Origin of the sequence: Phenylobacterium sp. VNQ135 (assembly GCF_049445735.1) — a bacterium.
Classification (GTDB): domain Bacteria; phylum Pseudomonadota; class Alphaproteobacteria; order Caulobacterales; family Caulobacteraceae; genus Phenylobacterium.
On sequence record NZ_JBMSDS010000003.1, the window covers coordinates 397442 to 423685 of the forward strand.

Consider the following 26244-nt stretch of genomic DNA (forward strand, 5'->3'; position numbering starts at 1 on the left):
CACATCACCGCCGTAGCGGCGTCTTGGGAGGGACAATGCAACCCATCGACCGGACGACGGACGCCTCCACGCCCGCCGCGACCTCCGAAGCGCTGGCGCGATACCGGACCGTGCGTCGGGCGACAGAGGCGCTGATCCGGGCCCTGACGCCCGAGGACATGCAGGCGCAGTCCATGCCTGACGCCAGCCCCACCAAGTGGCACCTGGCGCACACCAGCTGGTTCTTCGAGACCTTCCTGCTGCAGCCGGGCCTTGCCGGTTACAAGCCCTTCGACCCGCGCTTCGCCTACCTGTTCAATTCGTACTACGAGGCCGTGGGCCCCCGTCACCCGCGCCCCGAACGGGGCCTGATCACGCGCCCATCGCTCGACGACGTGCTGGCCTATCGCAGCCATGTCGACGCGGGAATGGAGCGGCTGCTGAGCGGCGATCTCGGTGAACGCGCCGCCCTTCTGGATCTAGGCCTGGCGCACGAGCAGCAGCATCAGGAGCTGATCCTGATGGACATACTGCATCTCTTCTCCGCCTCGCCCTTGAAGCCGGCCTACGCGCCGCCGCGCTCGGCGGCGTCGGGCGCCTCGGCGAGCCTGGCCTGGTCCGCCTTCGAGGGCGGGCTGGTGGAGATCGGCCACGATCCCGCCGCAGGCTTCGCGTTCGACAATGAGACCCCGCGCCACAAGGTCTGGCTGGAGCCGTTCCGCCTGGCCGACCGCCTGGTCACGAACGGTGAGTGGCTGGCCTTCATGGCCGACGGGGGCTACGCGCGGCCGGAGCTCTGGCTGTCGGAGGGCTGGGCGACCGTCCAGGCTGAAGGATGGCGGGCGCCGCTCTACTGGCAGGAAGGCGCGTCCGGCTGGGAAGCCATGACCCTTCGCGGCCTGCGGCCCCTCGATGCGGCCGCCCCGGTGAGCCACGTGAGCTACTACGAGGCCGACGCCTACGCCACCTGGGCGGGCGCGCGCCTTCCTACCGAGGCGGAGTGGGAGCATGCCTCGCACGAGGCCTGGCACGACGGCAACATGCTCACCTCGGGCCATCTGCTCGCGCAGGCTGCGCCGGCAGGCCAGGGGCTGCGCCAGATGTTCGGCGACCTGTGGGAGTGGACGCGCAGCGCCTACAGTCCCTATCCGGGCTTCAAGCCCGCCGCCGGCGCCGTCGGCGAGTACAACGGCAAGTTCATGGCCGGGCAGTTCGTGCTGCGGGGCGGCGCGTGCGTGACGCCCGGCGGGCACATCCGTGCGACCTACCGCAATTTCTTCCAGCCTCAGCAGCGATGGATGTTCTCAGGCCTGCGCCTGGCGATGGACGGGGCCGGCGAGGGCGCGTCCGACTTCGAGGTGGACGTGCTGGCCGGGCTGCGGAAGCCGCAGAAGAGCCTCGCGCCGAAGTACTTCTACGACGCCGAGGGCTCGCACCTCTTCGAGGCGATCACCGAACTCGCCGAGTACTATCCCACCCGCACCGAGGTCGCGCTGCTGCGCGGCGCTGCCGCCGAGATCGCCCGGGAGATCCCTGAAGACGCGGCGCTGGTGGAGTTCGGAAGCGGCGCCAGCGTGAAGACCCGCGTCCTGCTGGACGCCGCTCCGCAGCTCGCCGTCTATGCGCCGATCGACATCAGCGGGACGGCGCTCTCAGAGGCCGCCGCGGCGATCCGCGCGGACTATCCCGCCATAACTGTCGCCCCCCTGCAGGAAGACTTCACCCGCGCGCTCGAGCTCCCACGGGAGACGAAGGGCCGTCCGGTCGTGGGCTTCTTCCCGGGTTCGACGATCGGCAACTTCACGCCGGCCGAAGCTCAGGCGTTCCTGAAAAGCGCGCGCCGGCTGCTGGGCGAGGGCTCCGCCTTCCTGGTGGGCATCGACCTGAAGAAGGACCGCGCGACCCTAGAGGCCGCCTACGACGATGCGCTGGGCGTCACCGCGGCGTTCAACAAGAACCTGCTGGTCCGGATCAATCGTGAGCTTGGGGGTGATTTCGATCTCGACGCCTTCGCGCACCGCGCCGTCTGGAACGAGGCCGAAGGGCGGATCGAGATGCATCTGATGAGCCTGAAGGATCAGGCGGTCGTCGTGGCGGGGGAGCGTTTCCACTTCCGCGCCGGGGAAACCCTTCACACGGAGAACTCCTACAAGTTCACCGTGGAGGGCTTCGGCGAGCTGGCGGCGGGCGCCGGCTGGCGGCTCGAGCGGTGGTGGGCCAGCGCCCACCCCGCCTTCGCCATGACGCTGCTCAGAGCGTCCTAGCTTTCGCGACCGCGGGAACGGCCGCCGCCGCGCGAGGCTTCGCCGCCCTTACGGCCGGCGGAGGCGGCCAGGTCGCGGTCCTTGGCGAAGCTGCGCTTCTCGCCGGGCACGCTGGCGCCGCCCTTGCGGGCGATCTCGCGCCGCCGCTCGGGGTTCATGGCCGCGAAGCCTCGGCGGGCTCGCGGCTTTCCGGTGTCAACGCTGGGCATGTCTCAACTCTCCTAATCGGGCGACGAGAGGGGGAGGTCTGGCGAGGCGCCTCCGACCGGCCGCTCGCCTTCACGCGGCCGTTCGGATCGTTGAGCAGGGGCGGGGTCGTCGCCGCTGCTCACCGGGGCTTGCTTGTCTTGTGGGTCTGCCGGCTCGGACATGACGTCTCGCAGAGGGTTTGCGGTCTGGCTAACCAACAAGCCCCGGCAGAGGTTGCGTGAACGGACGCTTCTTATTCCCGCCTCAATTGAGTCGGGGCGCGCGCAGGTAGGTGAAACCGCCTCTACAGCGGCAGCAGCACACGGGCGGTCAGCCCGCCTTCGGCCCGGTTCACAAGGTCGACATCGCCGCCGTGTCCGCGGGCGATGGATCGCACGACAGCCAGGCCCAGGCCGATGCCGCCGGTCTTGCGGTTGCGGGACGGTTCGCGGCGGTAGAACGGTTCGAACACCTTCTCCGCGTCCTGCAGCGGGATGCCCGGGCCGTCGTCCTCGATCTCGACGATGGCGTTGCGCTCGTCGCGGAACACCCGCGCCCGCGCGCGTCCGCCGAACTTGACGGCGTTCTCAAGCAGATTGGCGAACAGGCGCCGCAGCGCCATCGGATCGCCTTCCAGCACCACCTTCTCGCCGGGCTCCATCTCGGCCGGCGCGCCCGTCTCCGCCATCTCGTCGCAGAGGCTCTCCAGCAGCGACGACAGCTCGAGCGGCGTGCGTTCGCCCGCCCGGCTCGTGTCGCGCACAAAAGCCAGGGTGGCGGCGATCATCTCCTCCATCTGGTCGAGGTCGGAGGCGAACTTCGCCCGCTGTTCTTCAGGCAGGCCCTCGATCCGGAAGCGCAGACGGGTGAGCGGCGTACGCAGGTCGTGGGCGATGGCCCCGACCATGGCCGTGCGGTCTTCGACGTAGCGGCGCAGGCGGGTCTGCATCTCGTTGAAGGCGCCGGTGGCGACTGCGATCTCGGTGGGTCCCTTCAGCGCCAGAGGCGGTGCGGTCGGGTCTCGGCCCAGGCGCTCGGCGGCGCTGGCGAAGCCCTTGATCGGAGCCGACAGGCGGCGGGCGAAGATCCAGGCCACCGGCGCCATCGCCAGCGCCGAGAGCACGAACCACAGCGCCAGCCGCTGCTGCCAGTCGGACAGGCCGAGCGCATCGCGGGGCCTGACCACCAGCCAGCGGCCGTCCGGCTGGCGGATGCCCACCTCGAACGGCGCGACCAGGAAGTGCTCCTCGCGGACGCCTTCCCGCGCCGCGCGGTCGCGCAGGACCCGTCCGACGCGGCGGTCGGCCAGCGGTCCGCGCTCGCCCGCGATCACCACGTGATCGGTGGGCACGCCCAGGTCGGCCGCGATCCGCGCCCGGATGTTGGGGATGAAGCGTCCCTCCAGCTCCGGGCCCGGCATGTGGTCAACGTAGCGGCGGCCGAGCGGCGGTCGCTCGGTGAAGGGCGGCGGATTGCCGAGCGCCGTCCGCTCGATCTCGCCGACCTGATAGACGTCCGGCGCCGGCGGCGGCAGGCTGAAGAGCAGCAGGATGCTGATGGCCCAGGCCGCCACCAGGGTCAGGCCCGTCAGCGTCAGAAGCTGGACGAAGAACGAGGGCGCGGGGCGCCCCGCCGACATCATGTCCGCTTCACCTTGGCGCTGAACATATAGCCTTCGTTGCGGATGGTGCGGATCAGATCATGGCTGTCGCCGCCGTCGTCCAGCTTGCGCCGCAGCCGGCTGATCTGCACGTCGATCGCGCGGTCGAACGCCTCGCTGTCGGGGCCGCGGGCGTATTCCAGGAGCTGGTCGCGGGTCAGTACCCGCTGCGGCCGCTCGACGAAGGCGCGCAACAGGCTGAACTCGCCCGACGACAGGTTCACCACCACGCCGGCCGGGGAACGCAGTTCGCGGCGTACCAGATCGAGCCGCCAGCCGGCGAACTCGCAGCCGGCCCCCAGCGCGCCCGGGGCGCCGCGCTGCTCCGCCCGCCGCAGCACCGCGCGAACCCGCGCCAGCAGCTCGCGCGGATTGCAGGGCTTGGCCAGGTAGTCGTCGGCGCCGAGCTCCAGGCCGACGATGCGGTCGGTATCCTCGCCCATGGCCGAAAGCATGATGATCGGCGGCCCGTTCTCATTGCCGGTCAGCCGACGGCAGATGGCCAGGCCGTCCTCGCCAGGCAGCATGACGTCCAGGACGATGAGGTCCACGGGACCGCGTTCCAGCACGCGCTCCATTTCGGGCGCGTCTGCGGCGGTCTCAACCTTGTATCCGTGACGGCCGAGGAAATCGGAAACGACGTCGCGGATGCCCGGATCGTCGTCCACCATCAGGATGCGCGCGCCGGCGCCGGCCATGTCAGCAGCAAGCTCCATGCGCGCCACCATGTCGGGGCGCGGTAACCTTCGAATGTCTGGCATGAAACGCGCGTGTCACGGCGGCTTTGTTTCCGGACCTATTCGCCGGCCAGCACGGCGTCGGCGACGAAGGGATTTGTCCGCCGCTCCTGGCCGAAGGTGGACATCGGGCCGTGGCCGGGGACGAAGCGGACGTCGTCGCCGAGCGGCCACAGCTTCTGAGTGATCGAGTGGATCAGGTCGGCGTGGTTGCCGCGCGGGAAGTCGGTCCGGCCGATGGAGCCCTGGAACAGCACGTCGCCGACCTGGGCGAAGCGCGCCTCCCGCTGAAAGAACACCACGTGGCCGGGCGTGTGGCCGGGGCAGTGGATCACCTCAAACTCGGTCTCGCCCAGGGTCACCTTGTCGCCATCGCCCAGCCATCGGTCGGGCGTGAAGCTGCGGGCGTCCGGCATGCCCCACTTGGCGCCGGACGCGCCGATGTCGTCGATCCAGAACTGGTCGTCCGGGTGCGGGCCCTCGACGGGGACGCCGGTGGCCTCCTTCAGCGCGGCCGTGCCGCCCGCGTGGTCCAGGTGGCCGTGGGTGATCCAGATCTTCTCCAGCGTCAGGCCCTGATCCTTCAGCGCCTGAAGCAGGCGCGGGACCTCGCCGCCGGGGTCGATGACCGCGGCCTTCATCGTCTTCACGCACCAGACGATGGTGCAGTTCTGCTGGAGGGGGGTGACCGGCGCGACGACGGCGCGGATCGGCAGGGGATTCTGGGGGGCGTTCATGTCGCCCTATGATCGGGTGTCGGACGCCTAAAGAAAAGGCCCGGGGATACCCCGGGCCTTGCCTTGTCCTTAGTGCTCGTCGGCGGGCCGCACCACATTGGGCGGCGGCGCGTCGCCTTCGAGTTCCGGCACGTCCACGATCCCGCGGCCGACGTGGCTGCGCGAGCGGCTGTAGCCGAAGTAGACCAGCAGGCCGATCACCGCCCAGATGACGAACAGGTACTTGCTCTTCTCGTCGAGGCTGAAGAACAGGTAGATGCAGCCGATCGTCGACAGCGTGCCGGTCAGATAGATCAGCGGCGTCTTGAACGGCCGGCGGCGGCTCGGATCCGTGCGACGCAGCACCATCACCGCGATCGAGACCGCGGCGAAGGCGAACAGCGTGCCCGAGTTCGAGATGTTCGCCAGCTGGCCCACCGGGAAGAACGCGGCGAACAGGGCCACAGCGATGCCGGTGATGATCGTGATCACGTGCGGCGTCTTGAACTTCGGGTGAATCTTCGAGAACGCGGCGGGCAGCAGGCCGTCGCGGCTCATGACGAAGAAGATGCGCGTCTGGCCGAACATCATCATCAGGATGACCGAAGGCAGCGCCAGGCCGGCGGCGAGGCCGAGCAGGTTGCCGATCTGCGGCCAGCCGATGTTGCGCAGCGTCCAGGCCAGGGCTTCCTTCGAGCAGACCACGGCGCCGTCGTTGATGGCGCTGCAGGCTGCGGCGAGTTCACGGCTGCCCGGATCGAGGTGTGCGCCGCCCGGGCCCATCACCGGTTGGGCGCCCACGGTGCCGATCACGCCCGCCGCGACCAGCAGGTAGAAGACGGTGCAGATCCCCAGCGAGCCGATCAGGCCGATGGGCATGTTGCGCTGCGGATTCTTGGTTTCCTCGGCCGCGGTCGAGACGGCGTCGAAGCCGACGTAGGCGAAGAAGATCGACGCCGCGGCGGCGGACACACCGGCAAAGCCCAGAGGCATGAACGGCGTGAACTGCTCCATCCTGATCACGGGCAGGGCCAGCACGACGAACAGCGCCAGGGCCGTGACCTTGATGGCCACCAGGATCGCGTTGACCGTGGCGCTCTCCTTGGTGCCGATGACCAGCAGCCAGGTGACAAGGCCCGCGACGAACATCGCCGGCAGGTTGATCAGGCCGCCGTCGAACGGGCCGAGGGTGAGCTGGGCGGGGATGTCGATCCCGAACGCGGCCTCGATGAGGCCCACGACGTAGCCGGACCAGCCGACCGACACCGCGCCGGCGGCGACGGCGTACTCGAGGATCAGCGCCCAGCCGACCATCCACGCGACGAGCTCGCCCATCACGGCGTAGCTGTAGGTGTAGGCCGATCCCGAGACCGGGACCATCGAGGCCATCTCGGCGTAGCAGAGCGCGGCGATCGCGCAGACGACGCCGGCGATCACGAAGGAGAGCATCATGCCAGGGCCCGCCTTCTGGGCGGCCTCGGCGGTCAGGACGAAGATGCCGGTGCCGATGACGGCGCCGATGCCCAGCATGGTGAGCTGGAAGGCGCCTAGCGACCGGTGCAGTGATTTCTTTTCCGCGGTCGCCAGGATCGCGTCGAGCGGCTTAACGCGCCACATATTCCCTCCGAGCAGCGGCCCCCCTGGCCGCCGTTGAAAAAGTTTGGCCGGACCGTGGCTTGCTTGGCGCCCCCGGGTCAAGCGGCAACGCTGGCGGCAAGGCTGCGCTTTCGCTAGAGCCCGCCGGATGCTTCCCGTCCATGAGGCCCTGCCTGCGTTGAAGGCGGCGCTCGCCGCCGGCAACGGCGCCGTGCTGGTCGCCCCGCCCGGCGCCGGCAAGACCACCGTCGTGCCGCTGGAACTGCTCGGCGAATCCTGGATGGGCGGCGGCAAGATCGTGGTGCTGGAGCCCCGCCGGCTCGCCGCCCGCGCCGCGGCCCACCGCATGGCCCAGACGCTGGGCGAACCGGTCGGCGAGACGGTGGGCTTCCGGGTGCGCATGCAGAGCAGGGTGTCGGCCCACACGCGCATCGAGGTGGTGACCGAAGGGGTCTTCACGCGCATGATCCTGGCTGATCCCGAATTGGCGGGCGTCTCGTGCGTGGTCTTCGACGAGTTCCACGAGCGCAGCCTCGACGCCGACCTCGGCTTGGCGCTCGCCCGCGACGCGCAGAAGGTCCTGCGCGAGGATCTGCGGCTGCTGGTCATGTCGGCGACCCTCGACGGCGCCGCCGTGGCCCGGCTCCTGGACGACGCGCCTGTGGTGGAGAGCCAGGGGCGCATGTTCCCCGTCGAGACCCGCTACCTCGGCCGCGACGAGACCCAGCGCCTGGAGGATCGGATCGTCCGGGCCGTCGAACGCGCCTTGGCGGAGGAGACCGGCTCCATCCTCGTCTTCCTGCCGGGGCAGGGCGAGATCCTGCGCACGGCCGAGCGCCTCGCCGAGCGCCTGCGACGGCCCGCCCGGGACCTTGGGGTGGACCTGGCTCCGCTTTATGGGGCGCTCGATCCCCGCGAGCAGGACCGCGCCATCGAACCTGCGCCACCCGGCCGCCGCAAGGTGGTGCTGGCCACCTCCATCGCCGAGACCAGCCTTACCATCCAGGGCGTGCGCGTGGTGATCGACTGCGGCCTGGCGCGCGTGCCCAGGTACGACCCGGCGAGCGGTCTCACGCGGCTGGCCACCGTCCGGGTCTCCCGCGCCGCGGCCGACCAGCGCCGGGGGCGGGCGGGCCGCACCGAGCCCGGCGTCTGCTATCGCCTGTGGGACGAAGCCGAGACCCGCGCCCTGCTGGCCTTCGGCGACCCGGAGATCCTCGACGCCGATCTTTCGGGCCTGGCGCTGGACCTCGCCCGCTGGGGCGCGAAGGACGCCGCCGAGCTGGCTTTCCTCGATCCGCCGCCGGCTGCCGCCTTCGCCGAGGCCCGGGCGCTGCTCCGCCGTCTGGAGGCCTTGGACGACGAGGGCGTGCTCACCGCCCACGGCCGCGCCCTGGCGGACTTCCCGCTGGCGCCGCGGCTGGCGCACATGGTGCTCAAGGCCGCCGAGACCGGGCAGGCGGGCCGGGCCGCACGCATTGCGGCCCTGACCACGGAACGCAACCTCGGCGGGCGCGACGCCGACCTGCGCCATCGGCTCGAACAGCTGGAGCGGGATCGCGGCCCGCGCGCCCGCGACGCCAAGACCCTGGCCGACCGCTGGGCCTCGCTTGCGCCGAAGGCCGGAAAAGGCGAGCCGCTGTCCGACGGCCTGCTGCTGGCCTTCGCCTATCCCGAGCGCATCGCCAAGGCGCGGGGCGGACAGGGCGAGTTCCAGCTCGTCACCGGTCGCGGGGCATTCCTGGAGCCGACCGATGCGCTCGCCCGCGAGAAGTGGCTGGCGGTCGCCGAACTCGGCGGCGGCGACCGCCGCGACCGCATCCTGCTGGCCGCGCCTCTGGAGGAGGCCGAACTCGCCGCCTTCGCGGACCAGTTCGAAACCGACGAGCGGCTGGAAGAGAGCGGCGGCGGCCGCCTGCGCGCAAAGCGGCTCACGCGCCTCGGTCGGCTGACGATCCGGGAGGAGGTCGACGAGAGCCCGGATCCGGCGCTGATCGCCCGCGCCCTGGCCGATCGGGTCCGCCGCGACGGCCTGGGCGTGCTGCCTTGGGGCGAGGCGGCCAGGTCGCTCCGCGAACGCGCCGCCTTCCTGCACGCTCGCGACCCGTCCTGGCCCGACCTGTCGGACGAGGCGTTGCTGGTCCGGCTCGACGAGTGGCTGACCCCGGTGCTGCAAGGGCTGCGCGGCCTCAACGCGCTCAAGCCCGACGTGCTGGACGGCGCCCTGCGCGCGCTCGTCCCGTGGGATCAGCAGCGCCGCCTCGACGCCGAGGCGCCGGCCCGCTGGACCGCGCCCACCGGCAACAGCTTCGCCATCCACTACGCCGCCGAGGCGGGGCCGCGGGTGGACGTCCGTGTGCAGGAAGTGTTCGGCCTCGGACAGCATCCGACGGTCGGAGGCGTGCCGCTGACGCTTTCGCTGCTCTCGCCGGCGCATCGGCCAATTCAGACGACCAAGGACCTGCCGGGTTTCTGGAAGGGGTCCTGGAAGGACGTCCGCGCCGATATGCGCGGCCGCTATCCCAAGCATGTCTGGCCCGAAGACCCGGCCGCCGCCCAGCCGACCACACGCGCAAAGCCTCGCGGTTCCTGACCGCAACCGAGGCGTGAAACCTTTTTGATTTGAATCGTTTACTGCTCAGGTGGGTCTTCAGAACCCGCCGGGAGGAAGGTGGCTGCCGTGGACATGAGTTCGGCGCCGAAGATGACGCGCCCGCTGGACCGGGAGGACGTGACCGACCGGTTGTCCGAGATGATCGCTCTACTGGAAGCGCTGGAGCAATCCGAGTTCCTAAGCGATGTGCCGCAGCATGACGGAGCCCGAGCCCGTCATCAGCTCGGCTCCAGTCTTCTCACCCTGCTCAATCGACAGCTCAGGGAGCTGCGCGCCGTGGTGGCGGATCCGGCCCTCGGCGTCCCGGCCGACGAATTGCCGCCCGGTCCGGCCGACACCATCTAGGCCGCCGCCTTCCAGGCCCGCGGGTGCTGGCTGCGGAAGCCCACCGTCGGCCGGTTCCAGCCGTTGATCGTCACGATCGTCATCGTCGCCAGACGATCTCCTGCTCGCTGAAGTGCGCCTTGAGCGGCGCATCGTCGGCGTCCAGGACGTGACACGCCTCAGCTGGTGGCGGCGTAGATCATGATGCCCGTGGCCACCGACAGGTTCAGGCTGTCGGCCCGGCCCCGCATGGGGATCTTCACGTTGAGATCGGGCAGGGCGGCCATCTCGGGCGTCAGGCCCTGCTGCTCGTTGCCCATCAGGATCAGGGCCGGCTTGCGGTAGTCGGCGGTCGCGTGGCTGTGGGTGGCGGTCAGCAGGGTGCCCACCACGGAGCCGGGCCAACTCGGCCGCCAGGCGGCGAACTCCGCCTCGGTGGCGCGCGACAGCGGGACGGCGAAGATCGAGCCCATGGTCGCCCGCACGGCCTCTACCGAATAGGGATCGCAGCACTCGCCGACTAGGATCACGCCGCCGCAGCCGGCGGCGTCGGCGGTGCGCACGATGGTCCCAAGGTTGCCCGGATCGCGAACCCGGTGCAGCGCGACGAAGCAGTCCGACGCCTTTGGGTCGATCTCGGCGAGCGGCCGATAGACCTGCGGGAAGACGCCGACGACCGCCTGCGGATTGTCGCGCTTAGAGACCTTGGCGAGGATGTCGTGGTTGACCTCGATGACCTCGCCGCCGGCGGCGCGGGTCGCCTGAGCGGCCTTCTTCAGCAGCGGATGGTCCGCCGCCTCCGGCCCATGCATCAGGATCTTCGGCGCATGGCCCAGCTCGACCCCCTCGGTGACGTGCTTCAGCCCCTCGGCCAGGAACAGGCCGGTCTCGTCCCGGTCCTTGCGCAGATGCAGAGCACGGACGGCCTTCACCGTCGGATTGGAGAGCGAGGTGACGGTCCGGCTCATCTGGACCACCGGCCATAGAAGCTCATGCCGATGGCGCGCTCGGCGCCGTCCTCAACGAGGGCCAGTTCGCCCCAATCGATGCGCCCGCCACGCCCGTCCAACACCTCGGCCAGCAAGCCGGAGAGCGCCGCGCCGGAGATCCGCTCGGCATAGGCGTTGAGGATCAGGAACGAGGCGTTTTCAGAAAGAAGTTCGCTACATAGCTGCGCAAGCTCAGGCAGGTCCTCGAACAACCGCCAGACCTGGCCGTCCGGCCCCCGGCCATACTTCGGCGGATCCAGGATGATGCCGTCGTACTTCGAACCCCGGCGCACCTCGCGCTGCACGTAGCGGCGCGCGTCCTCGACGATCCAGCGGATGGGCCGGTCGGCCAGCTTCGACAGCTCGGCGTTCTCCCGGGCCATGGCGACGGCCTTCTTGGACGCGTCGACATGGGTCACCTGTGCGCCGGCCGCCGCCATGGCGAGCGACGCCACGCCGGTATAGCCGAACAGGTTCAGCACCTTGGGTTGGCCCGCCTTGCGCACGGCCTCGTCCAGGAAGGCCCAGTTCGCCGCCTGCTCGGGGAAGAAGGCGAGGTGGCGGAAGGCCGTGAACCGCCCCAGGAACCTCACGTCGCGCCAAGCCAGCGGCCAGGCGTCCTTCGGCCTGTCCCGGAAACGCCAGCGCCCTGCGTCCTCGTCGTCCGCCGTCGGATCGAACACCGCGTCCGCCTGGGCCCACAGGTGCGGCTTCCTCGGCGCCCACAGGCACTGCGGCTCGGGCCGCACGACCGTGTAGGGGCCGTAGCGCTCCAGCTTCTTGCCGTCGCCGGAGTCGAGCAGGGCGTAGTCCGCCCAGCCTTCGGTGCGCATCACGCCGGGCGCGTCGGCGACGGTGGGGCGGCTCATGGCGGCCTTGAAGCGCAAGCCGGCCGCGCCGTCCAGTCCGCCGGGCTCCCGCGCCACCGTCTGCACCCTGCCGTTGCGTGGGGTTGCCACCGGTTGCGATTTGGGGTCCGCTGACCGCAAGAGACCTGGGGATTGCGAGCACAGTGACTGCTGCGGGGACGACGGCGCGGAAATCCGCGCGCAAGGCCAAGGGCGACGGACACCTCCGCCGCGCCGAAATCCTGGAGGCCGCCGAACGCATCTTCGTCGCCGAGGGCTACGAGGGCGCCACGATCCGCAAGATCGCCGACGAGGTGGGCGTCTCGTCGACGGCGCTCTACATGCACTTCCAGGACAAGGGCTGCATCCTCCTCGAGATCTGCGAGCGGACGCTGCGCAACCTGTACGAAACCAACCGTGAGCTGGCCGCCAAGCCGGTCGACCCGGTCGTGCGGGTGCGCATGATGCTCGAGGCCTACATGCGCTGGGGGCTCGCCCATCCGAACGCCTACCAGCTTGTCTATTCCACGCCGCGTCCGGTATCCGCCGAGCCCTGGCCTGAAGGTACGGCGGACCTGAGCCGACAATGTTACGAGATCTTCTCCGGCGTGGTGCGCGAGATCGCGGCGCTCGGCCGTCTGCGGACGGGCGGGGCGGATGCGGCCGCCCAGGCGCTCTGGATGGGCGCCCATGGCGTCGTGGCGCTGCTGACCACGCGCCCGGCGTTTGGCTGGGCCGATCCGGAGGAGCTGATGACGGTCAGTCTCGAAGGCATGCTGCACGGGTTGGTCATCGACTGAGCCTCGCGCTCGTGCTGGCGCTCGCCGCCGGCGCCGCCCAGGCCGCGTCTCCGCGAGTGCTCTCGCTGGACTCCTGCGCCGACCAGTACGTCATGGGCCTCGCACCGCGCGAGAGCATCGTCGGCGTCTCCACCCGGGCCGACGACGCCGACTCCCGCCTGCGCCATGTCGCCAGAGGCCTGCCGAAACGTCGCCTCGACCTCGAATCGGTCCTCGCCGCGCGACCGGATGTGGCCGTCCGCTACTGGGGCGGCGAGCCGAGGTTGCTGGCCGCGCTGGAGCGGCGCGGGGTGCGTATCGTCACCGTCAGGGATGCCGCGAGCTTCGGGGACGTGCGGGCCAATGTCCGCGCCGTCGCCGCCGCGCTGGGCCGTGGCCCCCAAGGTGACGCCGTGATCGCCGGCATGGACGCCCGGCTGAGCCGCGCCGCCGGCGCCTGGGGGGGCGCAAGCGCACTCTACATGACGCCCGGCGGAGTGACGGCCGGGCAGGGCACCCTGATCGACGCAATGCTGCGCGCCGCCGGTATGACCAACGCCGAGGCCCGTCCGGGCTTCCAGACCATCTCCCTGGAGCAGATGGCGCTGTCGCCCCCCAAGACGGTGGTGCTGGGCTTCTTCGACACCTTCCAGCTGTCGGGCGACAGTTGGGGGATCGGCCGTCACCGGGTGCTGCAGCGGGTGGCCTCCGACCGCGCGGTAGCCAGCCTGCCCGGGGCGCTGCTGGGCTGTCCCGACTGGGGCGCGGCCGAGGCCGTCTCGCTGCTGGCGGCCAAGGCCCCCGGAAGGGCGAAGCCGTGAGGCCCTGGATGCTGAACCTGTTGCTGGCCCTCGGCGCCGTGGCCTTCGCCGCCGCAGGCCTGTTGCTGGGCGAAACCCAGCTCAGCGGGGGCCAGTTCGCCCAGGCCTTCGCCGACCCCGCCTCGGGACCCGGCGTGGTGCTGTGGGAGATCCGCCTGCCGCGCACGGCCGCCGCCCTGGTCGTCGGGGCCGCCCTCGGCCTCGCCGGCGCGGTGATGCAGGGCCTCCTGCGCAATCCACTCGCAGATCCGGGCGTGCTCGGCGTCTCGGGTGGCGCGGGCCTGGGCGCCGCGCTCGCCATCTCGCTGGGGCTCGCCGCCACGCCCGGCGCCATCGAGGGCGCGGCGCTGGCCGCCGCCCTGCTGGTCGGCCTGCTGCTGACGGGCCTCGCGGCCCGTTTCCGAGAGCCCGAGACCCTGATCCTCTTCGGCGTCGCGCTCTCGGCCTTCCTCGGCGCCATGACCTCGCTGGTCTTCAACTTCTCGCCGTCGCCGGTGACCCTGGCCGAGGTGTTCGCCTGGCTGCTGGGCTCGGTCGCCAATCGCGACTGGATGGACATCGCCCGCCAGCTCCCGGCGCTCGCCGTCGGTGTGGGCCTCTCGATCTACGCCGCCCGGGGCCTTGTCATGCTGACGCTCGGCGAGGAGGCCGCGGCGCTCTCCGGCCTGCCGATGACCCGCCTGCGGGCCGCCGCCGTGGCCGGCGCCTCCTTGCTGACCGGCGCTTCGGTGGCCATGGCCGGCATCGTCGGCTTCGTGGGCCTGGCCGCGCCCCACCTCGTCCGCGCCGGTTCCGGTGGCGATCCTGGACGGGTGCTGCTGCCCTCGGCCCTGGCCGGCGCCCTGCTGCTCGCCGCCGCCGACCTCGCGGCCCGCCTGATCCCCACCGACCTGGAGCTGAAGCTCGGCGTCGTCACGGCCCTGTTCGGCGCGCCGCTGTTCGCCCTGATCGCCTGGCGCGCCGCGCGGAGCTGGCGCGGATGAGCCCGGCGCTCGCCCTCCACGACGCCGCCGTCCGTCGCGGTCCGGCCACGGTGCTGGACGGCGTCAGCCTCGAGGCTCGCCCGGGCGAGATCGTGGGCGTGGTGGGCGCCAACGGCTCGGGCAAGACGACCTTGCTGCGCGCCGCCCTCGGTCTCGTGCGGTTGTCCGCCGGACGCGCGGAGCTCGCTGGGCGCGACGTGCGCGCGCTCTCTGAACCGGACCGCGCCCGTCTCGCCGGCTACTTGCCGCAGGACCGCCACGTCGGCTGGAACATGACCGCCGCCCGCGTCGCCAGCCTCGGCGCCTTCCACGCCCGCCCGGCCGAGGCGCGCGCCCGCGCCGAGGCTGCGCTCGGCCGCGTGGGGCTCGGCCGTCTCGCGGACCGCGGCGTCCTGGAGATGTCCGGCGGCGAACGCGCCCGGGTACTGCTTGCCCGGCTGCTGGTCACCCAGGCGCCGCTGCTCGTCGCGGACGAGCCCATCGCCGGCCTCGACCCAGACGCCCAGCTCCTGGCGCTCGATCTGCTGCGGGAGGAGGCGGCCGGCGGCGCCGCCGTGGTGCTCACCCTGCACGACCTCGCGCTCGCCGCCCGCTACTGCGACCGACTGGCCGTCCTCGCCGACGGCCGCCTCATTGCCGAAGGTGCGCCCGCCGCCGCGCTGACGCCGCAGGTCCTGGCGCAGGCCTTCGCCCTCGACGGCCATCTGGCGTTCACGCCGGACGGGACGATCCTGGCGGCGCGGCGGAAGAGGCCAGGCGACGGCTCGTCGGCCTGACCCGCACGTCGTCGCCCGGGGCTAGGGGCTGGCGGTCTGCACGGCGATGTTGGACGGGTACCCGTAGCCGCCGCGCTTCAGGTCGCTGGAGAGCGTGATCGGCGCCGAGCCGCCGTTCAGCTTGGCCCGGTACACCTGCATGTTCTCCATCACGCGCATGATGTAGTTGCGGGTCTCGGAGAACGGCACGCACTCGATGAAGTCGAGGGGATCGGTCGAGGCTGTGCGCGGGTCGCCGCACAGGCCGATCCACTGCGCCGGCCGCCCGGGTCCCGCGTTGTAGCCCGCGGCGGCCATGATGTACGAGCCCGAGAACCGGTCGATGATCTGGCCCAGATAGGCCGAACCCAGCTGCATGTTGTGGTCCGGGTCGTTCAGCTTGTCGGCCGTGTGCGACACCCCGATCCGCCGCGCCACCAGGCTGGCCGTCGACGGCAGCAGCTGCATCATGCCGCGGGCGTCGGCCGACGAGCGGGCGTAGGGATCGAAGCCGCTCTCCTGCCGCGTGATGCCCAGCACCAGCGCCGGCTCGGGCGCGCCGATCACGGTCGGCGGCGTGCGGTAAGGATAGCCCCGGTCGCCCAGGATCAGCCCGCGCTGCGCGGCGGCGCGCACCGCCTTCATCGAGGTGTCCTGGTCGCCGTAGCCGCGGGCCAGGTCGACCAGCAGGGCGGCTTCCTGGGTGGTCGGCACCACGTCGTCGATGAACAGGGCGAACACGCGAAAGAGGTCGCGCTGGCCCTGCTCGGCCAGCAGGCGGGCAGCCTGCACCGGCTCGCGCGCTTCGAAGCGGGCGCGGTCCGTCGCGGTGATCTCGGGATCGCGCGGCACGTTCAGGCGCAGGCCCAGCTTCTCGGCCGAGAGCTGGCCGTAGAAGGTGGTCACGTGCTGCGCGCCCTGGGCGTAGAAGCCCTCGGCCGCCGTGTTCTCGCGGCGCGCCTCGGCGGCGCGACCCTGCCAGTAGAAGGCCCGGCCCTTGGTGATCGGCGAGGATCCGATCTTCTCCAGGTTGGCGAAGTGCCGCGCGGCGGCGGCCGGATCGTTCAGCTTCGACAGCGCGATCCAGCCCGCGTAGAACTCGGCGTCCGCGGCGTCCGAGCCCTGTGTGAGACCCGAATTGGCGGCGGCCTGATAGGCGCCGCGCCAGTCCCCGTTCTTGATCGCCGCGAGCGTCAGCCGGTGACGCTCGTACCAGATGCGGTCGGCCTGTTCGTCGGTGACGACGCTCTTCGGGAAGTTCGCGACTTGGCCCAGCGCCAGGGTGTCCAGGCCCTTGCGGCGCAGGTAGCCCGCACGTTCGAAGGCCACGCCCGGCGAGGCCTGCTGGTCCGGCGTCAGAGCGCCGTAAAGCTCGTTGGCGTTGCCGGCGTCGGCGCGCAGCGCGATGCGCGCCAGGGCCGCCGGCTGCCGGTCGATCGGCAGCAGCGCGACCATCTCGCGAGCCGCGGGTCCCTGGGCGCCGTACAGCAGGATGTCCGCGCGCCGCGCATGATCTTCGGCCGTCAGGGCGTCGGAGAAGCGGGCGAGGATGGAACGCTGGGCGTCGGCCTCGAAGCTCTTGGTGGTCCACCAGCGGCGGATCAGCTCGTTCGCCTGCGCCGCCTGCCCCTGCATCCGGTAGGCCGAGGCCAGCGCCAGCGCCCCATAGGCGGTCTGCGGTTCCTGGCCGGCGAACCAGGCGACGACCTCAGCGGGCGGCTTGCCCGAGGTTTCCAGGAACTTCTCGGCGGCGGTCTGCCGCCGCGCGGCGCGCGGCCAGCCGGCGAGCTCGCGCCGGGCGCTGTCCACTTCGAAGAACCCGAGCGATTCGGAGTTGACGTCGACGAGCGCCCAAAGCGCCGTCTTCCGGGCGATAGGGTCGCTGATCCCGGCGATCGCGTTTCGCGCGCCGGAGATGTCGGCCCGACGGGCCGCGCTGAGCGCGCTGGCGAACAGCGCCTGGTCCGAGACGCTGAGCATCCGGCTGCCCGCCGCGCGCGGCGCGGCAGGCGCAGTTGGTGACGCCGCGGGCGGTGTGCGGTTGATCAGGTCGCCGATGGGATCGGCGGCGGGCTGCGCCCTGGCGACGGCGGCGGCCAGCGCCACGAGGCTCGCGGCGAGGAACGCTTTGCGGGTCTTGGAGTCCAACCTCTCCCCCCGACGGAAACTGGAGACGATGACGAAGCTAGGAATCGACGTTGCGGGCTTGGCCTACGCCAACATATTGTCGCGCGAAATCTGAACGTCGCCCCAACAAGCGGCCCTTCACGGCAATTTGCACACCATGTCCGAACCCATGTTCCGGGGCGTCCTTCCGGCGCTCGTCACCCCGTTCCGCAACGGTGAAGTCGACGAAGACGCCTTCGTGGCCCTCGTCGAGCGCCAGATCGCCGGCGGCGTCCACGGCCTCGTGCCCGTCGGCACGACCGGCGAGACCGCGACCCTCAGCCACGAGGAGCACCGCCGCGTCGTGGAGCTCTGCGTCCAGACCGCCCGAGGCCGCGTGCCGGTGGTGGCCGGCGCCGGCTCGAATTCGACGGCCGAGGCCATCGAGCTGGTCCGCCACGCCAAGACGGTCGGCGCCGACGCCGCCCTCGTCGTGACGCCCTACTACAATCGTCCGAACCAGGAGGGCCTCTACGCCCACTACAAGACGATCAACGACGCGGTGCAGCTGCCGATCCTGGTCTACAACGTGCCGGGCCGGACCAGCGTCGACATCTCCAACGCCACCCTTGAGCGGCTCGCCAGGCTGCCGAACATCGTCGGCATCAAGGACGCCACCGGAGACCTGCCGCGCGCCAGCTTCCAGCGCCTGGAGTGCGGCGAGGATTGGGTGATGCTGTCGGGCAACGACGACGGCGGCCTGGGCTACATGGCCCACGGCGGCCATGGCTGCATCTCGGTCACCTGCAACGTCGCGCCGGAGCAGTGCGCCGACTTCTACAACGCCTGCATGGCCGGCGATTTCGCCGCCGCCCTGACCGCCCAGGACCGCCTGATCCGCCTGCACAAGGCGCTGTTCGCCGACGCCTCGCCGTCGCCCACCAAGTTCGCGCTCGCCCACCTCGGTCTCTGCACCGAGGAGACGCGCCTGCCGATCACGCCGTGCTCGGAAGCCGCCCGCGTGGAGGTCCTGGCCGGCCTGCGCGAGGCCGGTCTCGTGAACTGAGATGACAGGCAAGCTGATCGCGGAGAACCGGCGCGCCCGGTTCGACTACTTCCTCGAACAGACCTTCGAGGCGGGCATCGCCCTGACCGGGTCCGAGGTGAAGAGCCTGCGCAACGGCCGCGCCAACATCGCCGAGAGCTATGCGGCGGTGGAGGGCGACGAGATCGTGCTCGTCAACGCCGATATCCCGCCCTACGCCCAGGCCGGGCCGCACTTTAACCACGAGCCGCGGCGGCACCGGAAGCTGCTCATGAAGCGGCGCGAGATCGACCGCCTGATCGGCGCCGTCCAGCGGGAAGGCCGCACGATCATCCCGACCCGGCTCTACTGGAACGACAAGGGCCTGGCGAAGCTGGAGATCGCGCTCGCCAAGGGCAAGCAGAACCACGACAAGCGCCAGGCCACCGCCGAGCGCGACTGGCAGCGGGACAAGGCGCGCCTCATGCGCGACAAGGGGTGAGCGACCCCTCGCTCGTCGAGGGGATCGAGCGCGCCACGGTCGAGGCGGTCGCGCCGACCGAGGTCCTGGAGATCGGCGGCTGGCTGGTCCCGCTGGATACGGGCGCCGTCGGCCGGGCCAAGTCCGCCGCGCCGCTGTCCCATGCCGTCGGTCCGGACGCGCTGGACGACATCATCGCCGCCTATCGCGACCGTGGCCTGCCGCCCGCCTTCCGCATCGCCGACGTCGACGGACTGGCCGAGGTCCGCGCGGCCCTGGAGGCGAGGGACCTTGCGCCCGCCAGGCCGACCTGGGTCAAAACCGCCAGCGCGCTGACGCTGTCCGGCTTCTGCGCGCCGGACGCAGACCTGATGGAGCGACCCGACGAGGCCTGGGGCCAGGTGTTCCTCGGCGAGGGCTTCGATCCGACGGACGGCGCGAGCCGGGTGGCGACCCTCAGCCGCTCGCCGGACGCGCTGTACGGCGCCGTTCGTGAGGGTGACCGCACCCTGGCCGTTGGGGCCGTCAGCTTCGGTCACGGCTGGGCCGGCGTCCATGGCATGCGTACGGCCCGGCATGCCCGCGGCCGCGGCTATGCGGGGCGCATCCTGGCGGCCTTCGGCGGCGCCGCGCTGGCCCGCGACATCCGCCGCGTGGTGCTGCAGGTGGAGGAGCCCAACCCCGCCCGCAGCCTCTACCGCAAGGCGGGGTTCGAGGCCGCCTGGCGCTACCGTTACTGGGGCTGACCCTGTCCAAGAATTCACTTCCGGCGCGAAGCGCCGGCGCCTAGACGTCCAGGCGCAACCCCTGGGGGATTCCATGATCCGCACCGCCTGTTCGGCCCTGGCGCTGAGCGCCGCCCTGATCGCCGCGCCCGCCTACGCGCAAGCGCCCACGAAAGCTCCGCCCGTGGCGGCCGCCCAATCCGAGGATGCGCGCCTCGCCGCCTTCTTTCAGGAGTCCTTCCTGGAGAGCGCCCGGCTCAGCCCCGAGACCTTGAGCCAACTCGGCATGAAGGAGCGCTACGGCGAACTCGGCGACTACACCAAGGCCGGCCAGGACAAGGCGCTCGCCGTCGCCGAGGCCCAGCTCGCGCGGATGAAGCGCGACTTCGACCGCGCGAAGCTCTCCGACAGCTCCAAGGTCAGCTACGACCTCTTCGAGAAGAGCGTCGCCACCCAGCGCCTGTTCGACAGGTGGTATTGGCAGAGCTACGCCGTCACCTCCACCGGCAGCGCCCTGGACGGTCTCCCGGTCATGTTGATCAACGTCCACCGCGTCGACAGCGTCGCCGACGCCGACGCTTACGTCTCGCGCCTGAAGGCCGTCGAGCGGGTGGCGAGCGAGGTGTGCGCCGATATCGATCAACGCACCGCCAAGGGCTTCCTGCCGCCGGCCTTCGTCTTCGGCCGGGTGATCCCCGACGCCCAGAACCAGCTCAAGGGCGCACCCTTCGACACCGGCCCGGATCATGCCGTCTGGGCCGATTTCAAGAAGAAGGTTGCGGCCCTCAAGACCGACGACGCGACGAAGGCCCGCCTGCTGAAGGATGGCGAGGCGGCGCTGAAGGCGGGCTGGGCGAACGGCTACAAGGGCTACATCGCGGCTCTGCAGCGCATGCAGGCCAAGGCGACGACAGTGAACGGCGTCTGGGCTCTGCCGCAGGGCGAGGCCTTCTACGCCGACCTGCTGTCGTTCTTCACCACCACCCCGCTCACCGCCGACCAGATCCACCAGACGGGCCTCTCGGAGGTCGCCCGCATCCGTGGCGAGATGGAGGCCATCCAGCAGAAGGTCGGCTTCAAGGGGACGCTCAACGAGTTCTTCGCCTATCTGAAGACCGACGCGAAGTTCCGCTACCCGAACACCGACGCCGGCAAGCAGCAGTATCTCGCCGACGCCAAGGCGATCATCGGGACCTACATGGCGACGGCCGCCAACAAGCAGTTCTCGGTGCTGCCAAAGGGCGCGCTCGAGGTTCGCGCCGTCGAGCCCTTCCGCGAGAAGACCGCCTCGGTGGCCTTCTACAACACCGGCACGCCCGACGGCTCTCGGCCCGGCATCTTCTACGTGAACCTCTCGGACATGACCCAGGTGTTCAAGCCGCAGCTGGAGGCCATCGCCTACCACGAGGGCGCGCCGGGCCATCACTTCCAGATCGCGCGGTCGCTTGAGCAGACCGACCTGCCGATGTTCCGCCGCTATGCCTACCAGGGCGCCTATCAGGAAGGCTGGGGGCTCTACGCCGAGAAGCTCGGCAAGGAGGCCGGCTTCTACCAGGACCCGTACAACGACTTCGGCCGGCTCAGCCTTGAGATCTGGCGGGCCGCCCGCCTGGTGTTGGACACCGGCATCCATTCCAAGCGCTGGAGCCGGGACCAGGCTGTCCAGTACATGCGGGACAACACGCTGAACTCCGAGCGCGACATCCAGAGCGAGATCGACCGCTACTTCACGACGCCCGGCCAGGCGACGAGCTACAAGATCGGCCAGCTCCGCATCAGCGAACTGCGCGCGAAGGCCGAGACGGCGCTGGGGCCGAAGTTCGACATCCGCGCCTTCCACGAGGCGGTGCTGGCGGCCGGCGCGATCCCCCTGGACGTGCTGGAGCAGCGGGTCGAGGCCTATATCGCTGGCGCGAGGTAGCACTCACCTAAGCTCGTCATCCCGGCCGAAGGGAAGCGGAGAGCCGGGACCCAGGAGGTTCTGCCCTGCGGTGGCCCTGGGTCCCGGATAGCCGCTGCGCGGCTTCCGGGATGACGTGCAGGGGGAACGGGCAGCGCTTACTTCGCCAGGTCCTTCAGGATCGAGCGCCAGTGGTCCAGCGCGCCGTCGATCGAGGCGACCGGCGCCCGCTCATTCAGGCCGTGGGCGAAGCTGTCCTCGTTGCGGCTGAAGAGGCCGGCGACGCCGTAGCTCGGCACGCCCACGGCGCGGAAGTGCATGCTGTCCGTGGCCCCGCTCGACATCGACGGGGTGACGGCCAGACCCGGGTAGCGGGCGTTCACCGCCTTCTTCACCGCCGCCATCACATCGGGCCGCAGCGGCGAGGCGGGGCTGTCCACCGAGCCGTCGTCGGCCACGCGCACGACCGAGAGGCCGGGCTCGGCCATCACCTGCTCAAGGGTCTTGCGGACCTCTTCGGCCGGCGTGCCGGGGAAGATGCGGCAATTCACGTTGGCCTCGGCGCGCTGGGGCAGGGCGTTGGTCGCATGCCCGCCCGAGATCATGGTCGCCACGCAGGTGGTGCGCAGCTGAGGCGCGATGTCCTTGTCGGCCGACAGGGTCGTGATCGCCTGAGCGTCCTCGGGATTGGCCGCGAACCGCTTCAGCGCATCGCCGATCGGGCCGGGCCGCTTCGGCGCCATGGCCGCGGCGGTGGCGCGGGTGATCTCGTTGGACATGACCGGGAAGCGGTAGTCAGACAGCTTCTCCAGAGCCTTGCTCATCCGGTAGATCGGGTTGCCGGGCGTCGGCGCGCTGGAGTGACCGCCTGGATCGGTGATTGTCAGCGTGAAGTCGGCGTAGGTCTTTTCCGCCGCCTGCAGCCCGTAAGCCACCGGCTTGCCGGCGGTATCGAGCGTGCCCCCGCCGCCGTCGGCGTTCAGCACCAGCTCGGCGCCCTTCAGCTCCTGCGCCAGCCACTGGGTAGTGGCCATCTTGGTCTCCTCGTCGCCCGAGAGCGCCAGGATCACGTCGCGGCCGGGCTTCCAGCCTTCGCGGCGGAGCTGAGCCAGGGTGGCCACCGCCATCGACACGTCGAACTTGTTGTCCTCCGAGCCGCGGCCGAAGACGTAGCCGTTCTCCACGACCGCCTTGAACGGGTCGCGCTCCCAGTCCTCGCGCTTGGCCTCCACCACGTCCATGTGGCCCAGCACGACGATGGGCTTCTTGGTGCGGTCGGTCCCCGGATAGCGGGCGATCAGCGCCGCGGTGCCGGCCATCGGATGGATGGTGATCTCTTCCGGCTTGTAGCCGGCCTTCACCAGCACGCCCTTCAGGTACTCGGCATAGGGGACCATCTGGTCGCCCGGGTTCACCGTCCGGTAGCCCACGCTGGTGGTCAGGATCTCCAGCGCCTGGTCGTGCAGGCCCGGCGGCGGCGCGGCGAAGGCGGGGAGGGCGACGGCGGCGGCGCAGGCCGATACGAGCAGGGTGCGGATCACGCGAACAGACTCCAGGACAAGCTTGGCCGCGACGCTATAGGCGGCGGGGCGTCCGTCAACCGGCGGCGTCGATCAGGGACCGCGCCCGCCGGAAGACGGCCTCGAACATCTCGGGCGTCAGGCGCCCCGTGTTCGTATTGAGGCGCGAGCAGTGATAGCTGTTCAGCACCGTGTAGGGGCCGGCCTGGAACTCGGTCCCGTGGCCGGCGATGCCCGCCGAGGCCTTCAGTCCCAGCGCCCGCAGGACGTTCCGACGCGACACGTCGCCCAGGGTGACGATCACCTTCAGGTTCGGCAGGTGCTCCAACCGCGACGTCAGGAACGGCCGGCAGGTGGCCTCCTCGATCGTCTCCGGCTTGTTGCCGGGCGGGGCGCAGCGGACCGCATTGGTGATCATGCAGTCGACCAGCTCCACGGAATCGTCCGGCCGCGCCTCGTAGCGGCCGCGCGCGAAGCCCGTCTTGATCAGGGTCTCGTAGAGGATGGTCCCGGCGCCGTCCCCGGTGAACGGCCGCCCCGTGCGGTTCGCGCCCATTCGCCCCGGCGCCAGCCCCACCACCGCCAGCCGAGCCGCCGGGTCGCCGAACGAGGCCACCGCCCCGTTGAACCCGCCGGGCACGGAAATCTTGTTGGCCTCGCGATAGGCGACGAGCCTGGGGCACAGCGGGCAGTCGGCCGGCGCCTCCGGCCCCACGATCACGGCGTCGGCCTCAAGCGTCGGCATCGGCGCCGTCACGCTCCACGCGGGGGCTGTTGGTCTCCTGGATGAACTTCGGCAGCCGGGCGGGGCGGCCGATCAGGTCCGCGAGGTCGGCCAGGTCCACGAACGTGTCCGCCTGCCGGCGAAGTTCGTCCGAAACCATCGGCGGCTGCGATTTCACGGTCGACACCACTGTCACCCGGCACCCCTTGCGCTGCACCGCCTCGACAAGCGCCCGGAAGTCGCCGTCGCCCGAGAACAGCACCACGTGGTCGGCGTGGCCGGCCATCTCCAGCATGTCGACGGCGATCTCGACGTCCATGTCGCCGCGCCAGCGCCTGCGCCCCTGGCTGTCGGTGTATTCGCGGGCCGCCTTCGTCACCAGCCGGTAGCCGTTGTAGTCCAGCCAGTCGACCAGCGGCCGGATCGGCGAGTACTCCTCGTTTTCAACGAGGGCGGTGTAGTAGTAGGCCCGCACCAGCACGCTGCGCTTGCGGAACTCCTCCAGCAGCTTGCGGTAGTCGATGTCGAAGCCCAGGCTCTTGGCCGCCGAGTAGAGGTTGGCGCCGTCGATGAACAGCGCCAGGCGGTCCGTGGGGTAGAAGGTCATAGCGACGAAAATCCCGAGCTCACTGGCGTCCGACTTGGATGGGGCGGTCGTCATCGCGCTGGGCAGCAACCTGGCGGGCGGCTTCGGCTCGTCCGAGGCGTTGCTGGAGGCGGTTCTGGCGCGGTTCCCGGCGGTCGGCTTGAAGGTCCTTCAGCGGTCGTCCTGGTGGCGCTCCGCCGCCTGGCCCGACCCGACCGGTCCTGAGTACCGCAACGGCGTCGCGCTTGTCGAGGCGGACCGCCCCCCGGCCGAGGTCCTGCAGGCCCTGCTGTCGCTGGAGGCGCAGTTCGGCCGCGAACGGGGCGAACGCAACGCCGCCCGCACGCTCGATCTCGACCTCATCGCCCACGGCCGCACGGTCCTGGAAACCCCCGACCTGACCCTGCCGCACCCGCGCGCCCACGAGCGCCTGTTCGTCATGGGCCCTTTGGCCGAGATCGCGCCGGCGTGGCGTCATCCGAGCCTCGGCCGCACCGCCGCCGAGCTTGCGGAAAGCGCCGCCGTCGGCCTGGATGCGCAACCGGCCTGACGATTTTGTCGGCTCCGGTCGGCCCGGCCCGTCCTGGGGGCGCATCAGAGGAGATACCGAATGCGCTTCATGCTGATCCGCCACGCCGACGAGGCCACCGAGGCCGGCGTCATGCCCAGCCGCGAACTGGCCCAGGCGATGATCGACTATCACGAGGAGATGGGCCGCCACCTGAAGATCCTGGGCGGCGACGGCCTGCACCCCAGCCGCCGCGGCAAGCGGATTTCGTTCCCCGACGGCAAGCCGCTGATCGTCGACGGTCCCTTTGCCGAAACCAAGGAGCTGATCGCCGGGTACACCCTCGTCGAGGCCGGGGACTGGGACGAGGTCATGGCCTGGGCGGTCCGTTGGCCCTGCATCCTGGAGGAGGCGAACGTCACTCTGGAGGTCCGCCAGGTCTATGAGCTGGAGGACTTCGGCGAGGTCTTCACGGGCGAGCTGAAGGAACAGGCCGAGCGCGTGATGAAGAGCGAATGAGCCTGCTGACGGCTCCGCTGTGGGTCCAGATCGCCCTCGTCGCCGAGGCTCTGGCGCTGGCCTGGCTCGCCTGGCGGTTCGGCTGGCGCGGGGTCCTCTGGGGCGTCGCTGCCAGCGTCGGCTTCTGGTTCCTGCTGGGACTTGTGGCGTCTTACCTCGTGGGGCGGCTGGAGGGCGGCCGGGCGGCCCTGCTGCCCGACATCCTCTCCGGCGCGGTGCTGGGCGCCGTCCGGCTGGCGCTGGTCGCCGCGCCGCTGGTGCTGGCCGGCGCGGCCCTCGGCGGCGTCGCGCGCCGCTTCATCAAGCCGAAGCGGGGCGTAATCTAGCCTGCTGCGACGCCGGACCTCGGGATGCGGCGTTGCACAATGAGGGCTGAACCTCTATTTTCGCCGGTTCTATCTCCGCTCCGAGGACTCCATGGCCCGCGTCACCGTCGAAGACTGCATCGAAAAGGTCCCGAACCGCTTCTCGCTGGTTCTCCTGAGCGCGCACCGCGCCCGGGCGATCTCGGCCGGTTCGCAGATCATGGTCGACCGTGACAACGACAAGAACCCCGTCGTCGCCCTCCGCGAGATCGCCGACGACGTCGTGGACGCCGAAGAGCTGAAGGAAACCCTGATCGGCACGCTGCAGCGCGTCGACGAGCGGTCGGAAGCCGAGGAAGAGGCCGAAACCCTCGCCCTGCTGGCCGACCCGACCCACATGCAGATGAGCGAACTGGAACTGGTCCGCGCCCTGCAGAGCGACCGCGATGGCGGTCAGGAGGAGCGGTACTGAGCCCGGAAGGCGCAGAACCACTCACTAGAGAGGCGGCGACCGAAACCGCCGCCCTCCCGGAAGCTCGCGCCTCGAAGGCTTCCAGCGACGCTTCCACATCCAGCGCGATCTCAGCTCCGA

The 26244-nt window shown here is 70.7% G+C and carries 26 protein-coding genes; 15 read left to right on the forward strand and 11 right to left on the reverse strand.

Features of this window, described 5'->3' with window-relative positions:
• Positions 1–35: 35 nt before the first annotated feature.
• Positions 36–2243, forward strand: coding sequence for an ergothioneine biosynthesis protein EgtB (gene egtB / locus ACO2Q0_RS13120; RefSeq protein ID WP_423351953.1), 2208 nt, complete (start codon positions 36–38; stop codon positions 2241–2243).
• Here egtB and ACO2Q0_RS13125 read toward each other — a convergent pair.
• From ACO2Q0_RS13125 to ACO2Q0_RS13145, 5 genes are all read right to left on the reverse strand, one after another.
• Positions 2240–2452 carry a general stress protein gene (locus tag ACO2Q0_RS13125; protein WP_257838094.1) on the reverse strand — a complete coding sequence of 71 codons (213 nt, stop codon included), beginning with the start codon at positions 2450–2452 and terminating at the stop codon, positions 2240–2242. The genes egtB and ACO2Q0_RS13125 overlap by 4 nt on opposite strands.
• A gap of 284 nt (positions 2453–2736) precedes the next feature.
• Positions 2737–4071 carry an ATP-binding protein gene (locus ACO2Q0_RS13130; protein WP_423351954.1) on the reverse strand — a complete coding sequence of 445 codons (1335 nt, stop codon included), beginning with the start codon at positions 4069–4071 and terminating at the stop codon, positions 2737–2739.
• Entirely contained in the window at positions 4071–4820 is a 750-nt protein-coding gene (locus ACO2Q0_RS13135) for a response regulator (protein ID WP_423351955.1), read from the reverse strand. Before ACO2Q0_RS13135 ends, ACO2Q0_RS13130 begins: the two co-directional genes overlap by 1 nt.
• Positions 4821–4888: 68 nt before the next feature.
• A complete protein-coding gene (locus ACO2Q0_RS13140; protein WP_423351956.1) occupies positions 4889–5566 on the reverse strand; it encodes an MBL fold metallo-hydrolase in 678 nt (225 codons plus the stop codon).
• 69 nt (positions 5567–5635) lie between these two features.
• A complete protein-coding gene (locus ACO2Q0_RS13145; RefSeq protein ID WP_423351957.1) occupies positions 5636–7162 on the reverse strand; it encodes an amino acid permease in 1527 nt (508 codons plus the stop codon).
• A gap of 127 nt (positions 7163–7289) precedes the next feature.
• Between ACO2Q0_RS13145 and hrpB the strand changes: the two genes are divergently transcribed.
• A complete protein-coding gene (gene hrpB, locus ACO2Q0_RS13150; protein ID WP_423351958.1) occupies positions 7290–9734 on the forward strand; it encodes an ATP-dependent helicase HrpB in 2445 nt (814 codons plus the stop codon).
• Between the two features lie 93 nt (positions 9735–9827).
• A complete protein-coding gene (locus tag ACO2Q0_RS13155; protein ID WP_423351959.1) occupies positions 9828–10100 on the forward strand; it encodes a hypothetical protein in 273 nt (90 codons plus the stop codon).
• Between the two features lie 158 nt (positions 10101–10258).
• Here ACO2Q0_RS13155 and ACO2Q0_RS13160 read toward each other — a convergent pair whose 3' ends face one another.
• Together ACO2Q0_RS13160 and ACO2Q0_RS13165 are read right to left on the reverse strand one after the other, a co-directional pair.
• Positions 10259–11047: a TrmH family RNA methyltransferase gene (locus ACO2Q0_RS13160; RefSeq protein WP_423351960.1), complete on the reverse strand. Its 789-nt coding sequence runs from the start codon at positions 11045–11047 to the stop codon at positions 10259–10261.
• A complete protein-coding gene (locus ACO2Q0_RS13165; protein WP_423351961.1) occupies positions 11044–11937 on the reverse strand; it encodes a class I SAM-dependent methyltransferase in 894 nt (297 codons plus the stop codon). Before ACO2Q0_RS13165 ends, ACO2Q0_RS13160 begins: the two co-directional genes overlap by 4 nt.
• Positions 11938–12080: 143 nt before the next feature.
• Between ACO2Q0_RS13165 and ACO2Q0_RS13170 the strand changes: the two genes are divergently transcribed.
• The 4 genes from ACO2Q0_RS13170 to ACO2Q0_RS13185 are packed head-to-tail and all read left to right on the forward strand — an operon-like array spanning position 12081 to position 15275.
• Complete coding sequence (locus tag ACO2Q0_RS13170; RefSeq protein WP_423351962.1) at positions 12081–12716, forward strand: TetR/AcrR family transcriptional regulator; 636 nt, start codon at positions 12081–12083, stop codon at positions 12714–12716.
• 11 nt (positions 12717–12727) lie between these two features.
• Positions 12728–13516: an ABC transporter substrate-binding protein gene (locus tag ACO2Q0_RS13175; RefSeq protein WP_423351963.1), complete on the forward strand. Its 789-nt coding sequence runs from the start codon at positions 12728–12730 to the stop codon at positions 13514–13516.
• 8 nt (positions 13517–13524) lie between these two features.
• A complete protein-coding gene (locus ACO2Q0_RS13180) occupies positions 13525–14499 on the forward strand; it encodes a FecCD family ABC transporter permease (RefSeq protein WP_423352270.1) in 975 nt (324 codons plus the stop codon).
• On the forward strand, positions 14496–15275 hold the full coding sequence (locus ACO2Q0_RS13185) for an ABC transporter ATP-binding protein (protein ID WP_423351964.1): 780 nt from the start codon (positions 14496–14498) through the stop codon (positions 15273–15275). The genes ACO2Q0_RS13180 and ACO2Q0_RS13185 overlap by 4 nt, the downstream gene beginning before the upstream one ends.
• 21 nt (positions 15276–15296) lie before the next feature.
• Here the strand turns inward: ACO2Q0_RS13185 and ACO2Q0_RS13190 are convergent, their stop codons facing one another.
• Positions 15297–17402 carry a lytic transglycosylase domain-containing protein gene (locus ACO2Q0_RS13190; protein ID WP_423351965.1) on the reverse strand — a complete coding sequence of 702 codons (2106 nt, stop codon included), beginning with the start codon at positions 17400–17402 and terminating at the stop codon, positions 15297–15299.
• A 136-nt stretch (positions 17403–17538) separates the two neighbouring features.
• Between ACO2Q0_RS13190 and dapA the strand changes: the two genes are divergently transcribed.
• The 4 genes from dapA (at position 17539) to ACO2Q0_RS13210 (ending at position 21511) form a co-directional block, all read left to right on the forward strand.
• A complete protein-coding gene (gene dapA / locus ACO2Q0_RS13195) occupies positions 17539–18426 on the forward strand; it encodes a 4-hydroxy-tetrahydrodipicolinate synthase (protein WP_423351966.1) in 888 nt (295 codons plus the stop codon).
• Between the two features lies 1 nt (position 18427).
• Positions 18428–18886, forward strand: coding sequence for an SsrA-binding protein SmpB (smpB, locus tag ACO2Q0_RS13200; protein WP_423351967.1), 459 nt, complete (start codon positions 18428–18430; stop codon positions 18884–18886).
• Positions 18883–19611 carry a GNAT family N-acetyltransferase gene (locus tag ACO2Q0_RS13205; RefSeq protein ID WP_423351968.1) on the forward strand — a complete coding sequence of 243 codons (729 nt, stop codon included), beginning with the start codon at positions 18883–18885 and terminating at the stop codon, positions 19609–19611. Before smpB ends, ACO2Q0_RS13205 begins: the two co-directional genes overlap by 4 nt.
• A 73-nt stretch (positions 19612–19684) precedes the next feature.
• Positions 19685–21511, forward strand: coding sequence for a DUF885 domain-containing protein (locus tag ACO2Q0_RS13210; protein WP_423351969.1), 1827 nt, complete (start codon positions 19685–19687; stop codon positions 21509–21511).
• A 137-nt stretch (positions 21512–21648) separates the two neighbouring features.
• Here ACO2Q0_RS13210 and ACO2Q0_RS13215 read toward each other — a convergent pair whose 3' ends face one another.
• The 3 genes from ACO2Q0_RS13215 to ACO2Q0_RS13225 are packed head-to-tail and all read right to left on the reverse strand — an operon-like array spanning position 21649 to position 24341.
• Positions 21649–23031: a M20/M25/M40 family metallo-hydrolase gene (locus tag ACO2Q0_RS13215; protein WP_423351970.1), complete on the reverse strand. Its 1383-nt coding sequence runs from the start codon at positions 23029–23031 to the stop codon at positions 21649–21651.
• A 55-nt stretch (positions 23032–23086) separates the two neighbouring features.
• A complete protein-coding gene (locus ACO2Q0_RS13220) occupies positions 23087–23755 on the reverse strand; it encodes a uracil-DNA glycosylase (RefSeq protein WP_423351971.1) in 669 nt (222 codons plus the stop codon).
• Positions 23742–24341, reverse strand: a complete 600-nt coding sequence (locus ACO2Q0_RS13225) for an NYN domain-containing protein (protein ID WP_423351972.1) — start codon at positions 24339–24341, stop codon at positions 23742–23744. Before ACO2Q0_RS13225 ends, ACO2Q0_RS13220 begins: the two co-directional genes overlap by 14 nt.
• Before the next feature lie 34 nt (positions 24342–24375).
• Between ACO2Q0_RS13225 and folK the strand changes: the two genes are divergently transcribed.
• The 4 genes from folK (at position 24376) to rpoZ (ending at position 26124) form a co-directional block, all read left to right on the forward strand.
• Entirely contained in the window at positions 24376–24870 is a 495-nt protein-coding gene (gene folK, locus ACO2Q0_RS13230; RefSeq protein ID WP_423351973.1) for a 2-amino-4-hydroxy-6-hydroxymethyldihydropteridine diphosphokinase, read from the forward strand.
• Between the two features lie 60 nt (positions 24871–24930).
• Positions 24931–25347 (forward strand): YciI family protein, encoded by a 417-nt coding sequence (locus ACO2Q0_RS13235; protein WP_423351974.1) that lies wholly within the window; start codon positions 24931–24933, stop codon positions 25345–25347.
• Positions 25344–25673, forward strand: coding sequence for a hypothetical protein (locus tag ACO2Q0_RS13240; protein ID WP_423351975.1), 330 nt, complete (start codon positions 25344–25346; stop codon positions 25671–25673). The genes ACO2Q0_RS13235 and ACO2Q0_RS13240 overlap by 4 nt, the downstream gene beginning before the upstream one ends.
• A gap of 91 nt (positions 25674–25764) precedes the next feature.
• A complete protein-coding gene (rpoZ, locus tag ACO2Q0_RS13245) occupies positions 25765–26124 on the forward strand; it encodes a DNA-directed RNA polymerase subunit omega (protein WP_068876771.1) in 360 nt (119 codons plus the stop codon).
• Positions 26125–26244 lie beyond the last annotated feature (120 nt).

Bases quoted from the DNA above. Each gene is read 5' to 3' on its own strand.
- egtB (WP_423351953.1), top strand. From the start codon at position 36: ATGCAACCCATCGACCGGACGACGGACGCCTCCACGCCCGCCGCGACC.
- ACO2Q0_RS13125 (WP_257838094.1), bottom strand. From the start codon at position 2,452: ATGCCCAGCGTTGACACCGGAAAGCCGCGAGCCCGCCGAGGCTTCGCG.
- ACO2Q0_RS13130 (WP_423351954.1), bottom strand. From the start codon at position 4,071: ATGTCGGCGGGGCGCCCCGCGCCCTCGTTCTTCGTCCAGCTTCTGACG.
- ACO2Q0_RS13135 (WP_423351955.1), bottom strand. From the start codon at position 4,820: ATGGTGGCGCGCATGGAGCTTGCTGCTGACATGGCCGGCGCCGGCGCG.
- ACO2Q0_RS13140 (WP_423351956.1), bottom strand. From the start codon at position 5,566: ATGAACGCCCCCCAGAATCCCCTGCCGATCCGCGCCGTCGTCGCGCCG.
- ACO2Q0_RS13145 (WP_423351957.1), bottom strand. From the start codon at position 7,162: ATGTGGCGCGTTAAGCCGCTCGACGCGATCCTGGCGACCGCGGAAAAG.
- hrpB (WP_423351958.1), top strand. From the start codon at position 7,290: ATGCTTCCCGTCCATGAGGCCCTGCCTGCGTTGAAGGCGGCGCTCGCC.
- ACO2Q0_RS13155 (WP_423351959.1), top strand. From the start codon at position 9,828: ATGAGTTCGGCGCCGAAGATGACGCGCCCGCTGGACCGGGAGGACGTG.
- ACO2Q0_RS13160 (WP_423351960.1), bottom strand. From the start codon at position 11,047: ATGAGCCGGACCGTCACCTCGCTCTCCAATCCGACGGTGAAGGCCGTC.
- ACO2Q0_RS13165 (WP_423351961.1), bottom strand. From the start codon at position 11,937: ATGAGCCGCCCCACCGTCGCCGACGCGCCCGGCGTGATGCGCACCGAA.
- ACO2Q0_RS13180 (WP_423352270.1), top strand. From the start codon at position 13,525: ATGCTGAACCTGTTGCTGGCCCTCGGCGCCGTGGCCTTCGCCGCCGCA.
- ACO2Q0_RS13185 (WP_423351964.1), top strand. From the start codon at position 14,496: ATGAGCCCGGCGCTCGCCCTCCACGACGCCGCCGTCCGTCGCGGTCCG.
- dapA (WP_423351966.1), top strand. From the start codon at position 17,539: ATGTCCGAACCCATGTTCCGGGGCGTCCTTCCGGCGCTCGTCACCCCG.
- smpB (WP_423351967.1), top strand. From the start codon at position 18,428: ATGACAGGCAAGCTGATCGCGGAGAACCGGCGCGCCCGGTTCGACTAC.
- ACO2Q0_RS13210 (WP_423351969.1), top strand. From the start codon at position 19,685: ATGATCCGCACCGCCTGTTCGGCCCTGGCGCTGAGCGCCGCCCTGATC.
- ACO2Q0_RS13220 (WP_423351971.1), bottom strand. From the start codon at position 23,755: ATGCCGACGCTTGAGGCCGACGCCGTGATCGTGGGGCCGGAGGCGCCG.
- ACO2Q0_RS13225 (WP_423351972.1), bottom strand. From the start codon at position 24,341: ATGACCTTCTACCCCACGGACCGCCTGGCGCTGTTCATCGACGGCGCC.
- ACO2Q0_RS13235 (WP_423351974.1), top strand. From the start codon at position 24,931: ATGCGCTTCATGCTGATCCGCCACGCCGACGAGGCCACCGAGGCCGGC.
- ACO2Q0_RS13240 (WP_423351975.1), top strand. From the start codon at position 25,344: ATGAGCCTGCTGACGGCTCCGCTGTGGGTCCAGATCGCCCTCGTCGCC.
- rpoZ (WP_068876771.1), top strand. From the start codon at position 25,765: ATGGCCCGCGTCACCGTCGAAGACTGCATCGAAAAGGTCCCGAACCGC.